This window comes from Ruegeria sp. AH7 (assembly GCF_056541325.1).
In genome coordinates, this window is the sequence record NZ_JBQFYF010000002.1 from 516,865 (window position 1) to 538,950 (window position 22,086).

Consider the following 22,086-nt stretch of genomic DNA (forward strand, 5'->3'; position numbering starts at 1 on the left):
ACCCTTTCGTTCCGGTGTCAGATGCATCCATTCCGCAGTCCCGATCAGGAGTCCACCCCAGATGCCCGTCGTCAACCGAATTGCCGATTTTGCCGCTGATATGGCCAATTGGCGCCAGCACTTGCACACGATCCCTGAACTGGAGTTCGAATGCTACGAGACGGCCGCTTTCGTGGCAGAGCGTCTGCGCGAGTTCGGTGTGGATGAGCTGCACGAAGGCATCGCCAAGACCGGGATGGTGGCGATCATCAATGGACAGGGCGAAGGACCGACCATTGGGTTGCGGGCCGACATGGACGCGCTGCCGATCCCCGAGGAGACGGGCGTTGAATATGCCTCGAAGAACCCCGGTAAGATGCATGCCTGCGGGCATGACGGGCACACCACGATGCTGCTGGGGGCTGCACGCTATCTGGCCGAGACGCGGAATTTCGCAGGTCGCGTTGCGCTGATCTTCCAACCGGCCGAGGAAGAGGGCGGCGGTGCTGACGTGATGGTGCAGGAAGGCATCATGGATCGGTTCGATATCTCTCAGGTCTATGGCATCCATAACGATCCGGGAAACCCCGAGGGCGCATTTTACACTACGGCCGGGCCAATCATGGCTGCTGTCGATACGTTTGAGATTCATGTACAGGGCGTTGGTGGCCACGGGGCGTTGCCGCATCAGACCAAGGACCCGGTGATGGCGGCCTGTGGGATCGCACAGGCGATCCAGACGATCGTCAGCCGAAACCATTATGCAGTCGAGGATTTGGTGGTCTCAGTTACTCAAATCCATGCCGGGACCGTGAACAACGTGATCCCTGATACCGCCTATCTGAACGGCACAGTCCGTACCTTTGACTCGTCGGTGCAAAAGATGGTGATGGAGCGGATGGAGCAGATCGTGGCAGGGCAGGCGACCTCTTATGGGGTTGAGGCGACGATAGACTATCAGATTGGCTATCCGGCAACGATCAATGACGCTGAAAAAACAGCCTTTGCAGCAGATGTCGCGCGCAAGGTTTCGGGCGACAACCGTGTTGTCGACACTATGGGCCGCGATATGGGGGCCGAGGATTTCTCATACATGCTGCAGGTGCGTCCGGGGGCTTATCTGTTTCTGGGGCAGGGTGAAGGCGCAGGGCTGCATCATCCAAAATACAATTTCAACGACGATATCGCGCCGGTTGGGGCCTCGTTCTTTGCGCGGCTCGTGGAAATGGCGCAGCCCTTGGGCTGACGGGGAACAGGAATGGCACTGGAAGACGCAAAAAATCAGGTGGACGAGGCGTTTACCAACCCGGATCTGAAAGGTCTGTCTTATGAGAACACATTTGGCGGTGCGACCTCGTTCCTGAGGCGGCTTTATACCAAAGACCTGAAAGGTGTGGATATTGCAGTGACCGGCGTGCCCTTTGATCAGGCCGTCACCAACCGTCCGGGCACCCGGCTTGGCCCGCGCGCAATCCGCGAGGCCAGCGCGCTGCAATCGCCTGATGCGCCCTATGGCTGGCCGTTCGATGCGCTCAGCGAGCTGGCCATCGTGGATTATGGCGATATGGCCTATGACTATGCCAATATTCCCGCCTTTCCCGATACACTGACCGATCATATCCGCACCATTCTGGCGGCTGATGTGGCCTCGGTCACGCTGGGGGGCGATCATTATATCAGCTTTCCGATCCTGAAAGCCTATGCCGAGAAATTCGGGCCGATGTCCCTGCTGCAATTCGATGCTCATACGGACACCTGGGCCGATGACGACATGTCTCGCGTCGATCACGGAACGATGTTCTACAAGGCCGTGAAATCGGGGATCGTGGACCCCAAACGCTCGGTCCAGGTGGGTATCCGCACCCATAACGAGGACACGCTGGGCGTCAACATCATTGACGCGCGTGAGGTGTACGAATCCGGACCTGCCGCCGTGGCGCAGAAGATCAAGGGTATCCTTGGCGACAGCCCCGTCTATCTGAGTTTCGATATCGACGGTCTGGACCCTGCCTTTGCCCCCGGCACTGGAACGCCGGTCTGGGGTGGTCTGACCTCAATCCAGACACAGATCATTTTGCGTGATATCGCCGGGATCAACATCAAGGGCGGGGATGTGGTCGAGGTCTCTCCGCCCTACGACACGTCTGGGGCAACGGCGATTGCCGGGGCCCACGTGGCGACGCAGATTATTTGCCTGCTGGGGTGGAACAGGCTTATGGCTGACAAAAAGTAAACGTGCAACGGCGCGCGTTAACCGATGATTAGCCATACTTCCGGTATGTGCTTAAGCAAGTGAATGGACGGGATGGGACCCAAACGCGCATGACTGAATACAATCAACCCATTAGCGGCAACGATCTGGCGCGGTTTTCCGGGCCGAACACGTTCATGCGGCTGCCGCAGGCGACCTCGCTGTCGGGGCTGGATGTGGCGGTGTTGGGGATACCGATGGATATCGGGACCTCGTGGCGGTCGGGCACGCGGTTCGGGCCCAAGCAAATCCGTAGCGAAAGCGCGATGATCCGACCCTATAACATGGCCACAACGGCCGCCCCGTTTGACAGCATGCAGATTGCGGATATCGGCGATCTGGCGATCAACACATTCTCGCTGTCTGAAAGCCTGAAGATCATCAAAGACAGTTATAACGGAATACTGGCTCAGGGCGTGACCCCTGTCGCTATGGGTGGCGATCATTCCATCACCCTGCCGATCCTAAGGGCGATTGCCGCGAAACACGGGCCGGTGGCGCTGGTGCATGTGGATGCCCATGCGGATGTAAACGATGAGATGTTTGGCGAACGCGAAACCCACGGCACCGTTTTTCGCCGTGCTTACGAAGAGGGGCTGATTGTCCCTGACAAGACCTTTCAGATCGGTATTCGCGGCTCGGGCTATGCCGCCACCGATTTTACCGAGGCCAAGGACTGGGGGTTCCGTCAGTTTCCCGCATGGGAGTTGTGGCAACAGAACTTGACACAGATCGGCTCGCAAATCCGCAAGACGGTTGAGGATCACCCGGTTTATATCACCTATGACATCGACAGCCTTGACCCGGCTTATGCCCCCGGAACAGGCACGCCCGAGATCGGCGGTCTGACCACACCACAGGCGCTGCAACTGATCCACGCCTTGCAGGGGACCAATGTGGTGGGCTGTGATCTGGTCGAGGTCTCACCGCCCTATGACCCCTCCGGTAATACGGCACTTACGGCAGCAAACCTTTTGTTTGAGTTGCTTTGCATCCTGCCGGGCGTGACGTCACGGTAGGGGTGTGGCCGACGCGCGATGTCGATAGGCTGGACGCAAATGGATTGAGCGGACAGATGAAGATGGTGTTTTGGTTATTGATTGCGATGGGTGTCGCAATGGGCGCCTATATCCGTCTTGCGCCTTCAGACCCTGCGCGCTGGCACGTGGCCCCTGAAGGCGCGGAGAGAGATCTGCCGGGTGGTGTAGTTCGGATCGTCGAGACCGGTCCTGATGGGCTGGCGCGGCTTCACAGTATCGCTGGTGCAACGCCGCGTACCCGCGTTCTAGCCGGTTCAGTGAGCGAAGGGATGATCACCTACATCACCCGCACTAAGGTGTTTGGCTTTCCCGATTACACTACAGTCCAGCAGGACGGAGACACGCTGCGAATCCATGGCCGGTTACGCTTTGGCCGTAAGGATTTCGGGGTGAACAAGGCCCGCGTTGATGCGTGGTTGGGGCAGATGTAGGCGGCAGTTATGACTCGGAACTCTTGAGGGTATGATCCAGATCGGGCCAGTCCAAACCCGAGGACAAACACCCCTCCTGCACCTCGCGCCACATCGGCACATTCAACGACATCTGGCACTGCGCCATGAACATGCGACCATCGACTTGCAGGCAAATCATCTCGCCCAGCTCCACGCGTGAACCGGCTTTGTCGGTGCAGTAGCAATCGCGAACCTTGCCGTCGGGACCGACATAGTCGGCCATTGCGGGTGCAGCGAACAGCGATAAAACGATAATCAACCCCTTCATGCAGGGCAGCTTAGCACAAGGCTGGCCCTTGACCAAAGCCCCCGGATGATAGACACCGCCCGGATGATCCCCGAAGAACGCCTTGAGCAGATAACCCAGCGATTCCAATACCTCGAAGCGGCCATGGCCGATGGTGCCTCGGGCGGGGATATTGCGGCTTTGGCTAAAGAGTATTCCGACCTCATGCCGGTGGTCGATCAGATCATGGGATGGCGGCAGCTGGTAGCGGATTTGGCCGAAGCCGAGGCGATGCTGGCCGACCCGGATATGAAAGAGCTGGCCGAAGAGGAAATCCCCGAGCTGAAGGCCCGAATCCCCGTGGCGGAACATGCACTGCAACTGGCGCTGTTGCCAAAGGATGCCGCCGATGCACGTCCGGCAATGCTGGAAATTCGTCCCGGAACAGGGGGGGATGAAGCCGCGCTGTTTGCCGGGGACCTTCTGCGGATGTATCAACGCTATGCCGAGGCACGGGGGTGGCGGTTTGAGATCATCGAGGAACAGGCCTCGGACCTTGGCGGGATCAAAGAGGTGGTGGCCCATATCAAGGGCGACAACGTCTTTGCACGGATGAAGTACGAATCCGGTGTTCACCGCGTTCAGCGTGTGCCCGAAACTGAAAGCGGGGGCCGTATCCATACCTCCGCCGCGACGGTCGCTGTTTTGCCAGAGGCCGAGGATGTGGACATCCAAGTCGACGCCAATGACATCCGCATCGACACGATGCGGTCTTCGGGCGCGGGCGGGCAGCACGTCAACACGACCGACTCGGCGGTGCGGATCACCCACTTGCCAACAGGTTTGGTTGTGACCAGCTCAGAGAAATCCCAGCACCGGAACCGCGAAATCGCGATGCAGGTGCTGAAGACACGCCTCTACGATCTGGAACGCCAACGCATTGACAGTGAACGCTCGGCCGATCGGGCCAGTCAGGTGGGGTCAGGGGACAGGTCCGAGCGGATCAGAACCTATAACTTCCCGCAGGGCAGGATGACCGACCATCGCATCAACCTGACGCTTTACAAGCTGGATCAGGTGATGCAGGGCGACCTGGATGAGGTGATCGATGCGCTGACGGCGGACGATCAGGCCCGGCTGCTGGCCGAGATGGCGCAATGACCGGCGCACAAACGGCAGCGCAGGCCATGGTGACCGCAACGGCACGCCTGCGGGCGGCGGGGGTCGAAGATCCGGCGCGCGATGCCCGTGTCTTGCTGGCGCATGCCGCCCGGATCGAAGCCAGCCGCGTGACTCTGATTGCGCCCGAGGAGTTAGCCCCCGATATTGCCGAACGCTATGATCAACTGATCTCACTCCGTGCAATCCGGGTCCCGGTCTCGCATCTTCTGGGCGAGCGTGAATTCTATGGCCGTCGTTTCCGCGTCAGCCGCGATGTGCTGGACCCGCGCCCCGAAACCGAGGCGCTGATCGAAGCCGCGCTCAGCGAGCCATTTGATCATGTTCTGGATCTTGGCGTCGGCTCTGGCTGCATTCTGATCACGCTTTTGGCCGAACGCGCCAGCGCCACCGGCGTTGGCGCTGATCTGAGTGAGGCTGCCTGCCTGCAAACCAGCGCCAACGCCGTGCAGCACAAGGTGCAGGATCGGGTGCAGGTGGTTCAATCCAATTGGTTCTCGACCATTCAGGGCAAGTTCGATCTGATCGTGTCCAACCCCCCCTATATCTCGCTCTCCGAAATGACCGGGCTGTCGCCCGAAGTGCGCGAACACGAACCCCGGATGGCGCTGACCGATGAAGGTGACGGGCTGAACGCCTATCGTCATATCGCAGCGGATGCGCCCGACTTTCTACTGCCCGGCGGGCGCATTCTGGTTGAGATTGGTCCGACACAGGCCCAACAGGTTTCAGCGTTGTTTGATGCGTCTGGCCTGTCTGACATCCGCATTATCCCCGATCTGGACGGCCGTGACCGCGTGGTTGGGGCCCGTTTGCCTGGGTGAGAATCAGAAACTGAGGCCGAAAAACGCCGGTTTATGTAAAAAACCTGCGAAAATTCTGAGAATCCTCTTGTCTGCCGGTGCTGGACATGTTTACTCAAGATTAGTCGGCGAGGTTGACGCTGTTGCAGCGCACCCCTGACGCCAAGCCCAAAAAGTCGAGATTCCGTCGCGGCAAACGCCTAAGAGCAGTGCAAAAACGGGGTTGATCGACAGCGTATGTATAAGGCTGACGAAAAGTAAGATGAGATCTTCCAAATCCCGCTCGCGGGCAAAGAACAACCGCAATCGTCCTTCCGGCGGTAACGTCGTTAACCGTGTTTTTGACAGCTCGGGCCCCGAAGGCAAAGTGCGCGGTACCCCGCAGCAGATCATTGATAAATACAACCAGCTTGCGCGCGATGCGCAACTGTCCAACGACCGTGTTGCGGCCGAGAACTTTCAACAACACGCGGAGCATTATCTGCGCATGTTGAGCGAAGCGCAGCGTGAAATCGAAGCCCGCCGCGAAGAGCAGGAACGCCAGAATCGCGAACGTCAGGCCGAGCGAGATCGCGAACGCGCCGAACGCCAGGAACGCGAAGCGGCCCGTCAGGCGGACCCTGCCGAGGCACCTCAGCCCGATGTCATGGGTTTTGACGCGCCCGCAGCTTCTCCGGAATCGGGTCTGGTGGAAACACCTGAAAATCAAGGTAGTGATGCCGAAGCCCCTGAGCCGAAAGAGCGCAAGGAAAAAGCCCCGCGTCGCCCGCGTCAACGCAAGCCAAAGCCAGCGGCTGAAACCGGCGATGAGCCAGCGGCAAACGGCGGCGACACGCCCGAAGCGGCGGAGTGAGTTAGCGACAAAATCCGAAAAAGCCCTGCCGTTAAACGCAGGGCTTTTTTGTTAGATGTTATCATTTTGACTATACTACCAGCCGGGGGTGCGGCCGGGCCGAAACCAACGCAAGCCGCAATGCGTTTGAACGTCGGGAAAGCTTTGATAGCAGGGCCGTCGCGTATTGAGAGTTTATGCGCATTTCCGCAGGATGGCGCCTGTGCCGTTCTCTTAATCCATCCTTGGGGGCAGAGTGACAGAAGTTGCCGAAGACAAGCCATATTTCGATGTGCGTCAATCCGTTCGGGGAAGAAACCGAACACGGCTCATCATAGCTCCGGTGTTTGCAGTGGGTCTAATCTGGTTCGGGATGCGTCTGCTGTCTGAAGACAAGATCCAATCCCTCGATATTGACGCAGTCGAAGCTTGGACCGTTTGGTCCTTTTTCGGCGCTATAATGATAGGCACCGGGATTTACAGGCTGTTGAAGGAACTGGTCTTTGCGCTGCGCGCGCGGTCAACGACGGGCGAGTGGCATTTTCGGCTTACCGACCGCGATCTGCTTTGGCAGGTCCCTGACCACGCACATGGCAAAGAGCAAGGTTTCGCCGCGCCGTTAACTGAGATCGAGCGGATAGAATTCAAGACCATTCAAAAACATGAAGACATGGATGAGCGTCAGTACTGGGTGCATTTCCATGAGCGGGATCCGATCCAACTCAGGTCATTCTCCGGCGTCAGCCTGTCTTGGTTGGTTGATAAAATACGGGCCGTTGGGGTGCCCTATGAGGAAACGTTTGAAAACTATTAGTTTCGCTCGGGCAGAACGAACACTTGCGGGCTCAAAGAGCGACCAATTCCGTTGAAACGTCAGCCTTTGTCACAGCGAACCGAATAGCTGCTTTCTCTCGCATAGCGGCAATATGCGTTTCGCGGTGAATGTCGATTTACCCGACGATGAAAAAGACCGATTTCCGAGTTCGCATGACCTTACAGGTTAGGTTCTCATTGTCAGCCTTTACGGATTTCTCGGGCTAAGGCACAAAACGCCTCTAACGGCACTTGTTCTGCGCGCTCTGTGGGTTTGATCCCGGCGGCGATCAGGCGGTCTTCGATATCCGGGGCCACACCTTTCAGAGAAGCGCGCAGCATTTTGCGGCGTTGGTTGAACGCGGCTGCGACCACGCGGGATAGGGTTGCGGCGTCTGCGGGGTAGCGTGGTTCGGGCAGGGCACTCAGGTGGACCACGGCGCTGGAGACCTTGGGTGGCGGCGTGAACGCGCCAGGGGGCAGGGACATGGCAATACGCGCTTCGGCCCGCCATTGAGCCAGGATGGCGAGGCGGCCATAGGCTTTACTGCCGGGTTGGGCGACGATGCGTTCGGCCACTTCGCGTTGGAACATAAGGGTCAGACTTTGCCAGAAGGGTGGCCATTGGGGTGGCGTAAGCCAGCGGACCAGAAGCTCGGTGCCCACGTTATAGGGCAGGTTGGCGGCGATGCGGATCGGAGGGGTCAGGTGTTCGAGCGGGTCGATTTCCAGCGCGTCACCGTTGATCACGTCAAGCTGGCCGGGATAGGCGGCGGCGATGTCGTTCAGCGCTGCGATACAGCGCGTGTCTTTTTCCACCGCGACTACCTTGCGCGCGCCCTCAGAAAGCAGCCCACGGGTCAGGCCGCCGGGGCCGGGGCCGATTTCCAGTACATCGCATTCGGTCAGATCCCCTGCCTGGCGTGCGATCTTGGCGGTCAGGTTGAGGTCGAGCAAGAAGTTCTGGCCCAGCGATTTGCGGGCTGAAAGCTGGTGGGTGGCGATGACCTCACGCAGCGGAGGCAGGCTGTCGATAGTGCTCATGATCCGGTTACCGTCGCGCGGATTGATGGGACAGCGCCAGAGGTTTTTTGCCTCCGGCGGGGATATTTTCAGCCAGGTGAAGGATCAAGGTGTGCGTGCCATCTGTTGGGCGAGTTTCAGGGCCTCGATCAGGCTGGTGGGATTGGCGATGCCTTGCCCGGCGATATCCAGCGCGGTGCCGTGATCGGGCGAGGTGCGGATGAAAGGCAGGCCCAGCGTTACATTCACGCCCCGGTCGAAATCCAGCGTTTTGATCGGGATCAGGGCCTGATCGTGATACATGGCGATGGCGGCGTCATAACGGGCGCGGGCGGCGGCGTGGAACAGCGTATCCGCCGGGTGCGGGCCGGTGACGGTGTAGTCGGGGCTGTCTAAGCTTTCTAGTAGCGCAGCGATCCAGTCCAGCTCCTCTGTGCCCATCTTGCCGCCTTCGCCTGCGTGCGGATTCAGCCCTGCGACGGCGATCCGGGGATGTGTGATGCCGAACTGTTGTTGCAGGCCGTGCGCGGTCAGCGCGATGGTTTGGGTCAACAGATCCGGCGTCAGTTCCTGTGGCACACGCGCGAGCGGGATGTGGATCGTGGCCGGCACGACGCGGAGCTGCGCGCTGGCCAGCATCATCACCACATGTTGGCACCCGGCCAGAGCGGCGAGAAACTCGGTATGGCCGGGGTAAGCGAAATCGGCCCCGTCGATCAGCGCTTTTTTGTTGATAGGCGCCGTACAGAGAGCCGAGGCAGCGCCCGATTGAGCCAAAGAAACGCCGCGCTCGATTGCGTCAATAACCGAGGGTGCATTGGCCGGTTCCGGTTGGCCCGGGATGTTGGAGACCGGGAAATCCACGTGCAGAACGGGCAGTGCTTGGGCGCTTGCGTCCAGCGCATCAGCCGGATCGGCGATCCGGGTGACCGGCGTACCTGGGGGCAGGTGGGTGGCATCGCCAATCAGGAAAAACGGGCAGTCATCGCGCAATTCTGCCCAGGCTTTAGCGGCGATCTCCGGACCTATTCCAGCCGGGTCGCCACAGCTGAGCGCGATGGGCGCAATCATTGTTCGACGATAGTGGCGTCGGCGCGCAGCTGTTCCAGAAGGCTTTCTGAGAAGGCTTGCAGGCGCTGCTGCGTCAAGGCGTTGGCCACGTCGACGCGCGAGGTATCTTCGCCCAGGTCGCGGGTGCGGTTGCACAGCATCAGAAACACCAGCGTTTGACCGTTGTTGCGGGTCAGGGTGGTCGATACTTCGTTCCGGTCCAGCTTGGCCAGTTCAACGGCGATATCGCGCGGGATATCGGAGGGGGCGGCTTCGGTCCGCTCCAACACGTCGGCGGGTTGTCCTTTGGCAATGCCATAAAGATCATCGCAGGTGTCAATCTCTTCGCTCAGGCGCGCGGCCTGCGCCAGCGCGTCCGCACTGCGACCACCAGGCAAGTAGTAGATTGCATAATCGATCTTCGAATAGCTGGGGGCGCCAGCTGCGACTTCGCGCACGCCGCGCATCTGGAACAGCGCAATGGCGTTCGGCAAGGTCAGTGGTTCCGTTATCTCACCGTTTTTGAGGCCCAGAAGCACGGGTTGCAGCGCGGGCGGTAGGTTACTGATGTTCAACCAGTCCAGACGACCGCCATTGTTGCGGGTGTCAGCGGCTGAATATTGCGCTGCCGCTGCCGAGAAGGCGTCATACCCTTCAAGGCGCGAGATTTCTTCTGCCAGCCGCTCCGCCTGAGCAACGGTTTGCTGATTCACCGGGATAATGATTTCGGAGAGCAGAACCTGCAGACCACCACCACCGGATTGACCAAGGGCCCGGTTGATCTCGTCTTCGCTGGGGCGGGCCTGCGACAGGAAGCGTGCGCTGATATAGTCGCGCCATGACAATTGATCCGCAACAAAATCACGAACGGTTTCAGGCTCGATACCGGCTTCGCTGAGCAGTTGCAGGAACTGTTCAGTGCTGAACTGGCCGCGGGCGGCGAGCTGGTCAATACCCACCTGGACATCTTCAGGCGCGGCCTGAACGCCAGCCTCGCGCATGGCTTGCTGGCGCAGGCGGTCGTCGATTAGGGCCTGACGCACTTCTGCCTCGGTTCCACCCGGCACACCCAGCGCGTTCAGGAACTCCAGCCGTTGCTCAAGCTCAAACCAGGTGATGATATCCTGATTGACGCGGATCGCAGGGGAAAACAGGCTTTGCGCACTGGCCTGCGGGACAGAGACTGCCAGAACAGCGATAGCCAACGCCGATGAGATCGAACGGGCGCATCCGCCCCGGAGGAACCTGAAGAAACCTGAAATCAACTGCATTTTCTCTTGTACGTCTTTCCGCCGCCTTCAACGGCATATCCTGTCAGCGTAACGGTAAACCCGAATTCGGTCGAAGGCTCAATAGTGGTTGTTGAGGTAAATCGTCTGTTTACGGACATGTTAAACTGAACGCATTCGTTCTGATAAGTCACACCCAGCCCCAGGCGGATGGGTTCGGAATTGGCAAGATCGTAGCGGGCCGAAGCACGCGTCAGCCAGTTCTGATCGATTTGGTGCCGCCCGCGCAACCAGATCTCGGACACTTCTTCATCCAGATTTTCAGCCGGATCAGGCTCTTGCCAGACATAGCTGCCTGATATTGCGCTGAACTCGCCTGTCCAGGCGCCGCGCAGCTCGGCGCGTGTAAAACTGAAATCGCTTTCGATCAAGCCGCGCCCGGCCAGCGACCAGCCATTGGCGGTTTTAATCTGGCCAGCCACCAGCAGATCGGATTTGGTACCCTGCAGGCCCGAGGTCAGGTTGAAATTCGGGTCAGCATCGGCGCGAAAGACCTGACCGATTGTGGCCAAGGCCTGCCATCCGTTCGATTTGTAACGCGCCCAATTGACGCCAACCACCGCTGTTGCCCCGTCTTCGCGCTGATCTTCGGCCGGAAAGCGAGACAGGGACAACAGATTGCCCTGATCGAATTCCTGAAACGTGCTTTCATCGTTCGGAACATCCGTGTCCGAAGCATCGGTCCAGCCGAATTGCACGATTGGTTCCAGAAACTGGGTCGCACCGGTTTGTTCGCGCCGTGTCATGGGATAACGCAGGGTCAGCGCCGCGCGGGGCGTGGTGCGCGTCACATTGCTGGGAAAAGCGTCATCATTGCGGATGTTAAACGTATCAATTGCAGCGCCGATCCGGGCATCCGCGCGCAGCCCCGATGCAAAGGTCCAGCTGCGCAGCCATTCCGCATCAAACGTCGCGCGCGCGATATCGCGCCCGACAACATTCTCGTCGCTGGTGCGTTCATGGGCATGAGCCACAAAGCCAAGCCGCATTTCGCCCCCAACCGTGTTTGGGAAGAACCGCTTCTCGTAGTTCAGATCAAACACACGCGAGGGGATCTCATCCTGTTCCTCACTGTCGCGCAGTGTCTTGTAGTGGATCAGGCTGGTCTTGAAGGCGGTGTCGCGCTTTATCCGGGTCAGCGCGATCTCACTGCGCAGCCGGTCGAGATCGGGCAGGCCGTAATCTGCCAGATAGGCATCGTCTGACGTGGTCTTGAGATCGAATGTCAGCCGGAAGTCATTCCTGAGATTGAAGAAGCCGTTGGCAAACAGATAGCCACGATCCTGATCGCGCTGCACATCATCGCGGGTATAGGCACCTTCGAACTGGATGCGCCCGTTCACGAAGGCTTGCCGATAGCGATAGCCCAGCGTTCGGGTGCTGGCCGAGACAAACGGTGTCAGCGTCAGGTCCTTGTTGTCGCCCAGCTTGATGAAGTATGGCACTTGCAGACCAAGACCCAGCTGTGAGGTTCTGCGGAAGGATGGTGCCAGAAACCCGGTCGCGCGTTCAAGCGTCGGGTCGGGCAGGCGCAGATATGGAAAATAGAAGACCGGGTAGTCCAGCACGCGCAGCTGCGCGCCTTCAAAGTAAAGCTGCCGCTCTAGCTGATCATGGGTCACTTTGCGCGCCCGGATTTGCCAAAGCGGAGGTTTGCCATTTGCACAAACATGGCAGGAGGTGGCAGCGACCTTGCTGAACTGTGTGTAGCGCCCCGAAGCGCGCCGCGCCTGAACCGAGGCGACCTGAACCTGCTGATCGAACACCATTCGTGCACCGATCAACAACCCGTTTTGCAAGCCATCATCCAGCTCGGCTGAATCTGCCAGCAAGGTTGTCCGCCCGCCCTGATCGATCCGAATGGGTCCCTCAAGCGACAGTTTTCCGGTTTCGCGGTCAAAGGTGATACGCTGCGCGCTGACCTTGGCATCGCCCTGAAACGCCTCGACATTGCCTTCGGCGACCAGCACGCGTTCGGGCGTGATGAATATCTTATCCGCGACCAACAGGGCGGGCTCATCCTGTTGGGTGGCCTGATTGGTCGCGGGTGCTGGTGAAGTTTGAGCCAGCAGCGCAGCAGGGGCTGTGACAGCCAGGGCGCTTGCCATCAGCGCAAACAGAATGCGCGGCATCAGCCGTCCTCCGCATGTAGCAACAGGCCGAGCGACAGGAAGATGGCAGCAACGGGCGGTGCCCAGGCAGCGACGTAGATGGGCAATTGTCCGTTTTCCCCGAGTATTTGCGCAAAGTTGCGCACGAAATAAATGGCAAACCCCAACAATACCGCGGTCAGAACCGCAACGCCGGTGCCGCCGAAGCGTACATGGCGCATGGTAAAGGCTGCGCCGATCAGAACCATCGAAACCAGAAAGATCGGGCGAGCGAGTTGGACTTGTAGCCAGACCTCATATTGTTTGGTCGAAAAGCCGGCCTCGCGCAGGTCCGCTATCAATTGGGGCAAATCGTAGACCGACACAGAATCCTGCTGCCCCAGCGTATCCAGAATGCGTTGGCGGGTCAGCGTCGTCGGAAGGTCAAGCTGAGCATGCTCAACCGACTGTGTCTCGGGGTTCTGGCCGTCTTCAAGGTTCCAGACTTTGGCGTTGCTCAGAACCCAGCTGCCGTCGATCAATCGGGCCTGTTCAGCGGCAATCTGTTGCGTTGGTTTTCCGTCCGGGTTGAATGAAACGATGGTCACATCGCTCAATTTCAACTCATCGCCATTTGCTGTGCCGCGCGCGTGTATCACGGCCTGGCCCGTCTCGGTGCTTTGTCGCAGCCATAGACCCTCGCCGCTGATCGACAGCGCTGAGCTGCCATTGTTTCGATAGGAATCAGAAAGGCGGTTGTACTCTTCCGAGGTGGCTGCTGCGATCGGGTTCAGAAGGGTCACGGCCAGGGCCCCGATCACAAGCGCCAGCAAGACCGGCGCTACCAGCGCGCGTATGCCGGATCGGCCAGTCGCGCGGGTTACCACGAGTTCCGAGGTGCGCGCCAACCCGACAAACAGCGCTATGGTGGCCAGTATCACCAGCAGGGGCAGCATTTCGCTGATCGCGGCAGGTGTGTTCAGCAAGGTCAGCTGCAACAGGCGGCCAAAAGACAGATCAACCTCGTCGAACCGGCGCACTTGTTCGATCAGGTCAATCAGAATCATCAGGGTTAGAAAGATGCCGCCGATAACCAGAAAGCTCTGCATAAAGCGGCGGGCAAAATAGCGGTCCAAAATCACAAGCGTGACCCCGCTGGGTTTGCAGCGTTGGCGCTCAGGCCAATATCGCTCTTGCATAAACCCATGCGCGACGGTCTATGCCTGCCCTGTCGTGCCACTGTCGTCTCCCCCGAGCCTGCCGGATATTTTTGGGGGACCTTAATGCAATTGGCGGTCAGGGAAAACTGCTATCTGGTCAAGCCGGGCGGCGCGGGCTAGGTCTTGGGGAACACAGTTTCAGGAGCGCGCAATGAGCAGTCTAGTCCCAATCCGTTTTCAAGCCTTCGACGTGGAAGCTATGGCGCAGGCCGAAGGGCGCGTTGCCATCGTGGTTCCTGCGGACCGCAAGATGAGCCCGGCAGCCCGACGCGCCAATCGCCTGACCAAAGGGGCCGTTGCCCGGCTGGTTGAAAGCGATGCGTTTGGCAAGGCAAAAACCGGCGATGTCATCTCGCTGGCCTGGCCGGTTGGAATGGCTGCCGAGGCGCTGGATGTTCTGGTCCTGCCCCGCCGCCCCGAGGCGGATGAGGCGCGCAAGGTTGGTGCCGCATTGGCCAAACTGGCGGGCGGGCGCGATATGCTGGTGATGGCGGGCAATCAGGCACGGGCCGAGGATCTGGCGATGGGGATCGCCCTGCGCAGCTATGATTTTGATGCGCATAAAACAAAGGATAGCGACGCCGCGGGCTCGGTCACAATCTCTTGCAACAAGCCCGAAGAGGCCGAGGCCCAGTTTGCACCGATGTATGCGGTTGCGGATGGGGTGCGGATGACCCGTGATTTGACCAATGAGCCTGCAAATGTCCTGACCACCAGCGAATTTGCCGCCCGTCTGGACGAGATGAAATCACTGGGCCTTGAGGTCGAAGTGCTGGACGAAGACAAACTGGCTGAGCTGGGCATGCGTACTTTGCTTTGCGTGGGGCAGGGTTCAGACAGCCCGTCCAAAGTGGTGGTGATGCAGTGGAACGGGGGCGACAAGGACGATGCGCCGCTGGCTCTGGTCGGCAAGGGGGTTGTGTTCGACACGGGGGGTATCTCGCTCAAGCCTGCTGGCGGCATGGAAGACATGACCATGGATATGGGCGGTGCAGGCGTTGTCGCCGGCACGATGCGCGCGCTGGCCAAGCGCAAGGCCAAAGCCAATGTGGTCGGGCTTGTAGGTCTGGTCGAGAACATGCCTTCGGGTAACGCCACGCGGCCGGGTGATGTGGTCAAATCGATGAAGGGCGACACGGTCGAGATCATCAACACCGACGCCGAGGGGCGTTTGGTTCTATGTGACGTCATGTGGTACGCGCAGGAACGGTTCGCACCCGTCGGCATGATCGATCTGGCCACGCTGACCGGGGCGATCATCATCGGGCTGGGGCATGAGAACGCAGGCGTATTCTCGAACAACGATACCTTCTGTGATGCCTTCCTGAAGTCGGCCAAGGCCGAGGATGAAGGCGCTTGGCGGATGCCGTTGGGGAATGCTTATGACAAGCTGCTGAAATCGCGTATCGCGGATATGAAAAACGTGGGCGGTCGACCTGCGGGTTCGATCACTGCAGCGCAATTCCTGCAGCGGTTTGTCAAAGAGGAGACGCCGTGGATTCATCTCGACATCGCCGGGGTGGCCTCGGTCGCGTCCGAGACCTCCTACGCGCCGAAAGGGGCCACTGGCTGGGGTGTTCGTGCGCTCAGCCGCTTTGTGCAGGACAATTTCGAGTAAACTATGGGCGCCGTCTATTTCTACCATCTGACCCAAAGGCCGCTGGAGCACACTTTGCCGGTGCTGCTGGATAAGGCGCAGCAGGCCGGGTGGCGGATTGCGGTGCGGGGTACTGATCCCGCCCGGTTAGACTGGCTGGACGAAAAGCTTTGGCTGGGCCCGGAGGAAGGGTTCTTGCCCCATGGCCGGGCAGGCGGGCCGCATGATGGGATGCAGCCGATCCTGCTGACCTCGGACAAACAGGCGGGCAATGAGGCCACCTGCGTGATGTCGGTGGACGGGGCCGAAGTGGCCCCGGATGAGGTCACCGCGCTGGAGCGTGTCTGTATCCTGTTCGACGGCAATGACGACCAGGCTGTTCAACATGCGCGCGACCAGTGGAAGACGCTGACTCAGGCGGGCTGTTCAGCGCAATATTGGTCCGAGGAGTCGGGCCGTTGGGAAAAGAAAGCCGAAGCCTAGCGCAAGGCGATTGCAGAAATCAGGAGAGTGACGAATGGAAATGAAGCCTTTGGGCCGGACCGGCATCATGGTGTCTGACCTGTGTCTGGGAACAATGACCTTTGGAACCCAGACTTCAGAACCCGAGGCGCATGCGCAGATGGACCTGGCGCTGGGTGCGGGGATCAATTTTGTGGATGCCGCCGAGATGTACCCGGTCAACCCGATCTCAAAAGAAACTGTGGGCCGAACCGAAGAGATTTTGGGGAACTGGAACGCCGCAAATGCCGCGCGGCGGGGTGACTATGTTCTGGCGACTAAGCATTCAGGTGCAGGCTTTGCCCATGCCCGTGATGGCGCGCCGATTTCGGCTCAGACCATTCCCGAGGCTATCGAGGGATCACTGCGGCGGCTGCAGACCGACTATATCGACCTTTATCAGTTTCATTGGCCCAATCGAGGCAGCTATATGTTCCGCCAGAACTGGGATTATGTGCCTTCGGGGCAAAACACTGGTGACGTGCTTGAAAATATGCAGGGTTGCCTGACGGCGCTGCAGGAGCAGGTGGACAAAGGCAATATCCGGGCCTTTGGCCTGTCGAACGAAAGCGCCTGGGGCACCGCACAGTGGTTGCGGTTGTCCGAACAGATGGGGACGCCGCGCGTCGCGTCGGTTCAGAATGAGTATTCCTTGCTGTGCCGCCTGTTCGATACGGATATGGCCGAGCTTTGCATGCACGAAGACGTGGGGCTGATGGCGTTTTCGCCGCTTGGTACGGGGTTGTTGACCGGCAAGTATCAGGATGGTTCCGTTCCGGAAGGATCGCGCAAATCGATTTCTTCGGATCTGGGCGGGCGCGATTCGGATCGCGTCTACGATGCCGTGGCCGCATATCTTGAGATTGCAGCGGAACACGGGCTGGACCCGACACATATGGCGCTGTCCTGGTGCCGGACTCGGCCCTTTATGATGTCGGCGATATTCGGGGCCACGTCGGTCGCTCAGCTGGAGCATGTTTTGGCTGCGAAAGATTTGCGGCTTTCGGATGAGGTGGTGCAGGCGATCGGCAAAGCGCATCGCTCACATCCCATGCCGTTCTAGGGGGCTCTGCCCCCGCCGCGCTGCGCGCGACTCCCCCGGGATATATTTGGCCAGATGAAAGGGATCCGGTCAGTGATGGGAGTGGGGCGCACGCTCGTGCCTGAGGTCGCGGGCCGACAGGCCATGGGCTGTGCGGAAGGCGCGGGCAAAGCTGGATTGCGAAGCGAAGCCGGTCGCCAGTGCCACATCCATCAAGGGCATGTCAGTGTCGGAGACCAGACGGCGCGCCTCGGCCAGCCTGAGTTGCAGGTAGTGATCCTGTGGCGTGGTGTTCAGGCGCAGGCGGAACTGTTGTTGCAATGTGCGCGGGCTGGTGCCCAGCTGATCTGCGATTGATGCAAGTGGCAGCGGGTCATCGAGCGAGGCCTGCATCAAGCTGTTTGCTTTTGATGTCAGTGGGGTATGGCGGTGCGGGGCGCCGGTGCGGCTTTGGGGTTTGGTCGGTTCGGGTGCGCCCTCGTAGAGGAAGAGGCCCGAAACGCGCGCAGCGAAACCCGCGCCATGACGTGCCGCTATAATGTGCAGCATCATCTCGACCGCAGGGATTGCGCCACCCGAGGTCAGCCGATTGCCGGACACGGTGAAGCGGTCTGGGCGGACGTCGATGTCAGGGAAACGGGTGGCGAAATTATCCAGATCTTCCCAATGGGTGGTGGCGGCGTGACCATTCAGAAGGCCAGCCTCGGCCAGCAGCCACGGCCCGCCATCAATCCCGGCCATAGCCGCGCCGGTGCCTGCGATGCGACGCAGACCGGCCAGCAGGCTGGGTGTCGCATGGCGAGCCAGTTGGAACCCGGCCACAACGATCATCAGATCGCAGCTTTGCAGGCGGGCCAACGGGGTGCCCGGGACGTGCAGCGCGCTGGTCAGCATCGCAGGGTCCGATGTTGCGGTCACATAGTCCCAGTCAAAAGCAGGCCGGTCCGCCAGTCGGTTTGCCGCGCGCATCGGATCGACAGCCGAGGCAAAGCTGAGCGTGTTGCATTCGTCCAGCACCAGCACCGCTGTTTTCAGGGCACGATGCTCAGGTTCCAAGATGTTTTTTGCGGATTTCATCAAGTTCGATTCGTATTCTGGCAAGTATTTTTCCAAAGCTGCGCCAGACTTGCGCGCAACGCAAATCGATAACCGGGGAGAAGTCTGGGGAAAACCTGGCGTGAAACCCGGTATAACGTGGGGAAAACAACATGCCTTTGGAAATGAACCGCGAGGTCTTTATCACCTGTGCTGTAACCGGTTCGGGCGGAACGCAGGATCGCAGCCCGCATGTGCCGCGCTCGCCCAAGCAGATTGCCGAGAGCGCGATTGCGGCGGCCAAGGCGGGGGCCGCAGTGGTGCATTGCCATGTGCGCGATCCCGAGACCGGTGCGCCTTCACGCGATCTGGCGCTGTATCGCGAGGTGACGGACCGCATCCGGGATGCCGAGGTTGATGCCGTTCTGAACCTGACTGCGGGTATGGGTGGTGATATGGTGTTTGGCGGTGTTGAGACTCCGCTGCCTTTGGCAGAGGCCGGAACCGATCTGGTTGGTGCGAGTGAACGGGTCGCGCATGTGGCTGAATGTTTGCCCGAGATTTGCACTTTGGACTGCGGTACCATGAATTTTGCCGAAGCAGACTATGTCATGACCAACACGCCCGGCGCGCTGCGGGCAATGGGGCGGATGATGACCGATCTGGGTGTGAAGCCCGAGATCGAAGCCTTTGATACCGGCCATCTCTGGTTTGCCAAGCAGTTGGTGAAAGAGGGTGTTCTGGAGCCGAATGCTCTGGTGCAACTGTGTATGGGCGTGCCTTGGGGCGCGCCGGATGATCTGAACACCTTCATGGCGATGGTGAACAACGTCCCTGATGACTGGACCTTCAGCGCCTTCTCGCTGGGTCGGAACGAGATGGCGTATGTGGCGGCCTCGGTTTTGGCGGGCGGAAATGTGCGTGTCGGGTTGGAAGATAATCTGTGGCTCGAGAAGGGTGTGTTGGCTGAGAACTGGCAGTTGGTCGAACGGGCCGGGTCGATCATCGAAAATATGGGCGCACGGGTGATTGGACCTGAAGAAGTGCGTGAGAAGTTAGGGCTGGTGAAACGGGCACCGGTGACGAAGTAGGTACAACACCAGGCCGCGACCGATCCTAGGAGGGTGCGAATGCGCCCTCCCGTGGGGAGGGTCGGGCGCGGCCGGGTTCGGGGTGCGAACCCGGCGGGAAATTTGGAGGACAGGGCAATGAAAACCGCAGCGATCATTGGTGGCGGAGTTATTGGCGGCGGCTGGGCCGCGCGGTTCTTGCTGAATGGCTGGGACGTGCGTGTGTTTGACCCGGACCCCGAGGCCGAGCGTAAAATCGGTGAGGTTCTGGACAATGCACGGCGCTCGTTGCCGGGGCTGAGCGATGTGCCGCTGCCACCTGAAGGCGCGCTGACGTTTCATGCGGACATTGCGGAGGCTGTTCGGGATGCCACTTGGATTCAAGAGAGCGTGCCAGAGCGGCTGGACCTTAAGCTGAAGGTTTACAAAAGCCTACAAGAGGCCTGTGATCCTGAGGCGATCATCGGCTCGTCGACCAGCGGGTTCAAACCCTCGGAATTGCAGGACGACGCCTTGCGCCCCGAGCAGATCGTGGTGACGCATCCGTTCAACCCGGTCTATCTGCTGCCATTGATCGAACTGGTGCCCACCGACAAGAACCCGCCCGAGATGGTTTCCAAGGCCAAGGATGTACTGACATCGGTCGGATTCTTCCCGCTGCATGTCAGAAAAGAGATCGACGCGCATATCGCGGATCGTTTCCTGGAGGCGGTCTGGCGCGAGGCGCTGTGGCTGGTCAAGGATGGTATCGCCACAACCGAAGAGATCGACGAGGCCATCCGCATGGGCTTTGGCATTCGCTGGGCGCAAATGGGACTATTCGAGACCTATCGCGTGGCAGGTGGCGAAGCTGGCATGCGGCACTTCATGGCGCAGTTTGGGCCCGCGCTGAAATGGCCCTGGACCAAACTCATGGACGTGCCTGAGTTTACCGATGAATTGGTCGATCTGATTGCCGATCAGTCCGATGCGCAGTCGGGGATGCACTCGATCCGTGAGCTGGAGCGTATCCGCGATAACAACCTTGTCGGCATGATGCGCGCGCTTAAGGCGCAAAATTACGGCGCAGGGGCCGTTCTAAACCAGCACGACGCGGCGCTGAAACCCGGTGCTTTGCCGACACTGGATCAGGCTGACCTGAGCCAGCCGATCCTGACCCTGTCGCGCGCGGTTCCTTTGGACTGGACCGACTATAACGGCCATATGAATGAGGCGAAGTATCTGGAGGCGTTTGCCGCCGCCACGGACCGCTTCATGGAAATCATCGGATGTGACATGGAGTACATCACCTCCGGCGGAAGCTACTTCACCGCCGAGAACCATATCCGGTATCTGGACGAAACCCATGCCGGAGCCCGGATCGAAGTGCGCACCCAGATGCTGTTGGGCCAAGGCAAGAAACTTCACGTGTTCCACAGCATGTATGAGGGCGACAAGCTTTTGGCGACGGGCGAGAGTTTCCTGTTGCATGTCGACCTTGAAACACGACGCCCCTCAGCACCTTCGGATCAGATCGAGGATGCGATGGCGCGGATTACCCAGGCGCAAGCCGATCTGCCTTATCCCGAGGGGGCAGGTGCCGCGATCCGGAAACCCGTATGACGCAGCGGGTTCTGATCACGGCGGGTGCCTCGGGCGTCGGGCGCGCGATGGCCGAGGCATTTGATGCAGCAGGAGCACAGGTCTGGGTTGTCGATATCGACGATGCGGCGCTGAATAGCTGCCCGGAAAACTGGCAGACATGCAAAACCGATGTCTCGGATGAGGCGCAGGTGGCTGATTTGTTCGACCAGATTACCAAGGCGTGGGGCGGGCTGGATGTCCTCTGTGCTAACGCAGGTGTTGCCGGGCCAACGGCCTTGGTTGAGGATGTGTCTTTAAGTGATTGGAAAAATTGTCTTTCGGTCAATCTTGAAGGGGCGTTTTTGTGTTCGAAATACGCCGTTCCGATGCTCAAGAAACAAACGCAAGGGGCTGTTTTGATCACGTCATCGACGGCTGGACAGTATGGCTATCCGAACCGTTCGCCCTATGCTGCCGCGAAATGGGCCATGGTTGGATTGGGTAAGACGCTGGCGATGGAGCTTGGCCCGCACGGTATACGCTGCAATGTGATCTGCCCCGGTTCTGTCGAAGGTCCACGCATGGAAGGGGTCTTGCAGCGCGAGGCCGCCGCCAAGGGCATGACGCGCGATCAGGTCTACGAGGGCTATGCTTCGGGCACCTCGATGGGTCGTTTTGTTGAAGCGCGGGATATTGCTGATATGGCGGTATTTCTGGCCTCGGATGCGGCACGGCTGGTTTCGGGTCAGGTCATCGCCGTGGACGGACATACGGTCAATCCCGACCCGAAACTCTGACTTGGATCAGCCTTGATTCGGGCCTCTGATCTGGCGGATCGTGCTGCGGACGGCTTGCCAGTCTTTGGCTTGCTGTGCGTTTCCAGCAGCTTCAGATTCGCGCATCTTTTGAGCGGCTTCCGCCTCGGCCCGGTCTCCATGAACCGAGTACAATGCACGTGCATATTGCGCTGTTTTGAGTGCGTCCATTTCGGTCATCCTCCGTGGAATGTCTGAGGGTTCGCGCAGTCACTA

General features: G+C 59.6%; 22 protein-coding genes. 14 read left to right on the plus strand and 8 right to left on the minus strand.

Features of this window, described 5'->3' with window-relative positions; translation table 11 throughout:
- Positions 1-61: 61 nt before the first annotated feature.
- The 4 genes from ACR0JX_RS07150 (at position 62) to ACR0JX_RS07165 (ending at position 3,701) form a co-directional block, all read left to right on the plus strand.
- Positions 62-1,225 (plus strand): M20 aminoacylase family protein, encoded by a 1,164-nt coding sequence (locus ACR0JX_RS07150; RefSeq protein WP_480542631.1) that lies wholly within the window; start codon positions 62-64, stop codon positions 1,223-1,225.
- A 12-nt stretch (positions 1,226-1,237) separates the two neighbouring features.
- Complete coding sequence (gene speB, locus ACR0JX_RS07155) at positions 1,238-2,212, plus strand: agmatinase (RefSeq protein ID WP_480542633.1); 975 nt, start codon at positions 1,238-1,240, stop codon at positions 2,210-2,212.
- Between the two features lie 89 nt (positions 2,213-2,301).
- A complete protein-coding gene (gene speB, locus ACR0JX_RS07160; RefSeq protein WP_480542635.1) occupies positions 2,302-3,249 on the plus strand; it encodes an agmatinase in 948 nt (315 codons plus the stop codon).
- Between the two features lie 56 nt (positions 3,250-3,305).
- Positions 3,306-3,701 carry a DUF1499 domain-containing protein gene (locus ACR0JX_RS07165; RefSeq protein WP_480542637.1) on the plus strand — a complete coding sequence of 132 codons (396 nt, stop codon included), beginning with the start codon at positions 3,306-3,308 and terminating at the stop codon, positions 3,699-3,701.
- Between the two features lie 7 nt (positions 3,702-3,708).
- On the opposite strand, the gene ACR0JX_RS07170 is transcribed toward ACR0JX_RS07165, so the two are convergent.
- A complete protein-coding gene (locus tag ACR0JX_RS07170) occupies positions 3,709-3,990 on the minus strand; it encodes a hypothetical protein (RefSeq protein WP_480542639.1) in 282 nt (93 codons plus the stop codon).
- 63 nt (positions 3,991-4,053) lie between these two features.
- Here ACR0JX_RS07170 and prfA point away from each other — a divergent pair, with 63 nt between their 5' ends.
- The 4 genes from prfA (at position 4,054) to ACR0JX_RS07190 (ending at position 7,576) form a co-directional block, all read left to right on the plus strand.
- Entirely contained in the window at positions 4,054-5,109 is a 1,056-nt protein-coding gene (gene prfA, locus ACR0JX_RS07175) for a peptide chain release factor 1 (protein ID WP_480543003.1), read from the plus strand.
- Positions 5,106-5,951, plus strand: a complete 846-nt coding sequence (prmC, locus tag ACR0JX_RS07180; RefSeq protein ID WP_480542641.1) for a peptide chain release factor N(5)-glutamine methyltransferase — start codon at positions 5,106-5,108, stop codon at positions 5,949-5,951. The genes prfA and prmC overlap by 4 nt, the downstream gene beginning before the upstream one ends.
- A 241-nt stretch (positions 5,952-6,192) precedes the next feature.
- Positions 6,193-6,783 carry a DUF4167 domain-containing protein gene (locus tag ACR0JX_RS07185; protein WP_480542643.1) on the plus strand — a complete coding sequence of 197 codons (591 nt, stop codon included), beginning with the start codon at positions 6,193-6,195 and terminating at the stop codon, positions 6,781-6,783.
- A gap of 466 nt (positions 6,784-7,249) precedes the next feature.
- On the plus strand, positions 7,250-7,576 hold the full coding sequence (locus tag ACR0JX_RS07190; RefSeq protein WP_480542645.1) for a hypothetical protein: 327 nt from the start codon (positions 7,250-7,252) through the stop codon (positions 7,574-7,576).
- Between the two features lie 200 nt (positions 7,577-7,776).
- Here ACR0JX_RS07190 and rsmA read toward each other — a convergent pair whose 3' ends face one another.
- From rsmA to lptG, 5 genes are all read right to left on the minus strand, one after another.
- Positions 7,777-8,619 (minus strand): 16S rRNA (adenine(1518)-N(6)/adenine(1519)-N(6))-dimethyltransferase RsmA, encoded by an 843-nt coding sequence (gene rsmA / locus ACR0JX_RS07195; protein ID WP_480542647.1) that lies wholly within the window; start codon positions 8,617-8,619, stop codon positions 7,777-7,779.
- Between the two features lie 84 nt (positions 8,620-8,703).
- Positions 8,704-9,669: a 4-hydroxythreonine-4-phosphate dehydrogenase PdxA gene (gene pdxA / locus ACR0JX_RS07200; protein ID WP_480542649.1), complete on the minus strand. Its 966-nt coding sequence runs from the start codon at positions 9,667-9,669 to the stop codon at positions 8,704-8,706.
- Positions 9,666-10,919: a peptidylprolyl isomerase gene (locus ACR0JX_RS07205; RefSeq protein WP_480542651.1), complete on the minus strand. Its 1,254-nt coding sequence runs from the start codon at positions 10,917-10,919 to the stop codon at positions 9,666-9,668. The genes pdxA and ACR0JX_RS07205 overlap by 4 nt, the downstream gene beginning before the upstream one ends.
- Positions 10,910-13,069, minus strand: coding sequence for an LPS-assembly protein LptD (locus tag ACR0JX_RS07210; protein ID WP_480542653.1), 2,160 nt, complete (start codon positions 13,067-13,069; stop codon positions 10,910-10,912). The genes ACR0JX_RS07205 and ACR0JX_RS07210 overlap by 10 nt, the downstream gene beginning before the upstream one ends.
- Positions 13,069-14,169: an LPS export ABC transporter permease LptG gene (gene lptG / locus ACR0JX_RS07215; protein ID WP_480543005.1), complete on the minus strand. Its 1,101-nt coding sequence runs from the start codon at positions 14,167-14,169 to the stop codon at positions 13,069-13,071. The genes ACR0JX_RS07210 and lptG overlap by 1 nt, the downstream gene beginning before the upstream one ends.
- A gap of 229 nt (positions 14,170-14,398) precedes the next feature.
- Here lptG and ACR0JX_RS07220 point away from each other — a divergent pair, with 229 nt between their 5' ends.
- From ACR0JX_RS07220 to ACR0JX_RS07230, 3 genes are read left to right on the plus strand one after another with little or no spacing between them, the layout of a single operon-like run.
- Entirely contained in the window at positions 14,399-15,865 is a 1,467-nt protein-coding gene (locus ACR0JX_RS07220) for a leucyl aminopeptidase (protein ID WP_480542655.1), read from the plus strand.
- 3 nt (positions 15,866-15,868) lie between these two features.
- Entirely contained in the window at positions 15,869-16,327 is a 459-nt protein-coding gene (locus ACR0JX_RS07225) for a DNA polymerase III subunit chi (RefSeq protein ID WP_480542657.1), read from the plus strand.
- 34 nt (positions 16,328-16,361) lie between these two features.
- A complete protein-coding gene (locus ACR0JX_RS07230) occupies positions 16,362-17,408 on the plus strand; it encodes an aldo/keto reductase (RefSeq protein ID WP_480542659.1) in 1,047 nt (348 codons plus the stop codon).
- A 69-nt stretch (positions 17,409-17,477) separates the two neighbouring features.
- On the opposite strand, the gene ACR0JX_RS07235 is transcribed toward ACR0JX_RS07230, so the two are convergent.
- The gene (locus ACR0JX_RS07235; RefSeq protein WP_480543007.1) at positions 17,478-18,464 is read right to left on the minus strand and encodes a GlxA family transcriptional regulator; all 987 of its coding nucleotides are present in this window, start codon (positions 18,462-18,464) and stop codon (positions 17,478-17,480) included.
- A gap of 131 nt (positions 18,465-18,595) precedes the next feature.
- On the opposite strand from ACR0JX_RS07235, the gene bcoG reads away from it, so the two are divergent.
- The 3 genes from bcoG (at position 18,596) to ACR0JX_RS07250 (ending at position 21,852) form a co-directional block, all read left to right on the plus strand.
- A complete protein-coding gene (gene bcoG / locus ACR0JX_RS07240; protein ID WP_480542661.1) occupies positions 18,596-19,513 on the plus strand; it encodes a 3-dehydrocarnitine:acetyl-CoA trimethylamine transferase BcoG in 918 nt (305 codons plus the stop codon).
- A 117-nt stretch (positions 19,514-19,630) separates the two neighbouring features.
- Positions 19,631-21,094, plus strand: a complete 1,464-nt coding sequence (locus ACR0JX_RS07245) for a carnitine 3-dehydrogenase (protein ID WP_480542663.1) — start codon at positions 19,631-19,633, stop codon at positions 21,092-21,094.
- A complete protein-coding gene (locus ACR0JX_RS07250; protein ID WP_480542665.1) occupies positions 21,091-21,852 on the plus strand; it encodes an SDR family oxidoreductase in 762 nt (253 codons plus the stop codon). The genes ACR0JX_RS07245 and ACR0JX_RS07250 overlap by 4 nt, the downstream gene beginning before the upstream one ends.
- 6 nt (positions 21,853-21,858) lie before the next feature.
- Here ACR0JX_RS07250 and ACR0JX_RS07255 read toward each other — a convergent pair whose 3' ends face one another.
- A complete protein-coding gene (locus ACR0JX_RS07255) occupies positions 21,859-22,041 on the minus strand; it encodes a hypothetical protein (RefSeq protein ID WP_353006831.1) in 183 nt (60 codons plus the stop codon).
- Positions 22,042-22,086: the final 45 nt, after the last annotated feature.